The 2,345-nt window shown below is 67.6% G+C and carries 2 protein-coding genes; both read left to right on the top strand.

The window, feature by feature from the left end; genetic code table 11:
- Positions 1 to 2,163 (top strand): TonB-dependent siderophore receptor (locus CH341_RS30740; protein WP_111423397.1); only part of this gene is annotated, 2,163 nt, incomplete at its 5' end.
- Positions 2,157 to 2,345: hypothetical protein (locus tag CH341_RS35465; protein ID WP_210208687.1), on the top strand; the 189-nt coding region annotated here is incomplete at its 3' end. The genes CH341_RS30740 and CH341_RS35465, both read left to right, overlap by 7 nt.

The following is a 2,345-nucleotide window of genomic DNA, read 5'->3' as shown; positions in this document are numbered from 1 at the left end:
GACGCGACGAGCCGGCGCGGCGTCGCCGCGGCCTCGTCGAGCGCGGTCGGCCCGGTGAACGGCATCGTCGCCGACCGCAGCATGACCGGCACCAAGACCAACACGCCGCTCCTGGTGACGCCGCAGGCCATCACGGTCGTCACCCGCAAACAGATGGAGGAGCAAGGCGCGAAGACCGTCGCCGAGGCGCTGCGCTACGAGCCGGGAGTCGTTTCGGAGACGCGCGTCGGCGACCGCTTCGACAACGTCTTCATCCGTGGCTTCGGCGGCTTCGGCGCCAACGCCAACTACCTGCATTTCTGGGACGGCCTGCGCCTGCCGCGCGGCGTCTCCTACGCGATGCCGTCGATCGATCCCTATCTGCTCGAGCGCGTCGAGGTGCTGCGCGGACCGGCCTCGGTCCTCTACGGGCAGAACAATCTCGGCGGCATGATCAACCTGATCAGCAAGCGGCCGACCGAGACGCCGTTCCGCGAGGTGATGATCCAGGCGGGCGACCCCAAGCTGCGCGGGTTCGGCTTCGACGTCGGCGGCCCGATAGATCCCAAGGGCGAGTTCCTCTACCGCATCGTCGGGCTCGGCCGGAACTCCGACACCGACGTGAACTACACGGAGAGCGAGCGGCGGCTGATCGCGCCGATGCTGACCTGGCGGCCCAATCAGGACACCACCCTGACGGTGCGGGCGACCTACGACCACGACCCCAACAGCTACCAGCCCAACTGGCTGCCGGCGCTGGGCACGTTGCAGACCAATCCGAACGGCCAGATCCCGCGCAATTTCTTCGCCGGGAATCCCTATTTCAACAATTACGACCGCAAGCAGTCGTCGGTCGGCTACGAGTTCGAGCACCGCTTCGACGACGTGTGGACCGCGCGGCAAAACTTCCGCTACATGCACATCGATTCGGACTTCAAGGCGCTGTCCGCGTCCGGCTTCGCCGCCGGCAGTACCTGCGGAGCCGGCACCGCCACCAATCTGTGCCTGGCGCGGTCGAGCACGCGATACATCGAATCCCTCGACGCTGTGGCGGTCGACAATCACGTCCAGGCCCGCTTCGACACCGGGCTGCTCAAGCACACGGTGCTGACCGGCCTCGACTATCAGTGGACGTCTGCGGACGCCGTCTACGGCACCGGTTCGGCGACCTACGTCAACTATCTCAACCCGGTCTATGCGCCGATCACCGAGCCGAAGCTCACCACCCGCAACGACCAGACCCGCCGGCAGCTCGGCATCTACACCCAGGACCAGATGCGGCTCGACAACTGGGCCTTCATGCTCGGTGTGCGGCACGATTGGGCCAAGGCCGACTCGACCGTCCAGACCATCGCCACCGGGGCCGTCACCAATCATGCGACGCCCGACGACCAGGCGACGACCTGGCGGGCCGGCGTGACCTATCTGTTCGACAACGGGCTCGCGCCCTATGCGAGCTACTCGACCTCGTTCGAGCCGACCCTCGGCACCGACTACACGGGCGCGCCGTTCGTCCCCACCACGGGCGAGCAGTACGAGATCGGCATCAAGTACGAGCCGCGCTGGTTCCCCGGCATGGTCATGGTGTCGCTCTACGACATCACTCAGCAGAACGTGCTCACCACCGACTCCTCGCACACCAGCTCGGCCAACCCGCTGTGCTCGGCCTCCGGCGGCTACTGCCAGATGCAGCTCGGCGAGGTGAACTCGCGCGGCGTCGAGGTGAGCGCCAAGATCACCCCGGTGAAGGGGCTCGACGTCGTCGCGGCTTATTCCTACACGGACATCAAGGTCACGCAGAGCCCGGTCGTCACCAGCGGCATCCCGATCCAGGGCAAGGTGCCGGTCGGCGCGCCCGATCAGGCGGCATCGCTGTGGTTCGACTACACGCTGCAGATCGGAGCGCTGCGCGGCTTCGGGTTCGGCGGCGGCGTGCGCTATATCGGCCAGTCCTACGGCGATGCGATCAACAGCGCCGCCATGGTGGTGCCGTCCTACACGCTGTTCGACGCGGCGGTCCATTACGACTTCGCCGAGCTGTCGCCGCGGCTGAAGGGGTGGAACGCCAAGGTCAACGTGACCAACATCGCCGACAAGACCTACGTGTCGGCCTGCGCGTCGTCGACCCAGTGCTTCTATGGCGCCGGCCGGGTCGTGCTCGGGACGCTGGCCTACAGATGGTGACGGAGCACGACGCGCAGACGGCGGTCACGACGCGCCGGACGACGGCGGGACACGGCACGACGGTGCCGTTCCGGCCCTCCCGGGCCGAGCCCGTGACACTGCCGCACACCGAAGTCCGTACGCTGCGGCCCGGCGGCGGCCTCGAGCATCGCGTCTACGTGGCGCGGCCGCACGGGCCGCCG

The organism is Rhodoplanes roseus (assembly GCF_003258865.1).
GTDB lineage: Bacteria > Pseudomonadota > Alphaproteobacteria > Rhizobiales > Xanthobacteraceae > Rhodoplanes > Rhodoplanes roseus.
Note: the sequence above shows the minus strand (reverse complement) of the source record. Positions and strands in the feature narration are given on the sequence as shown.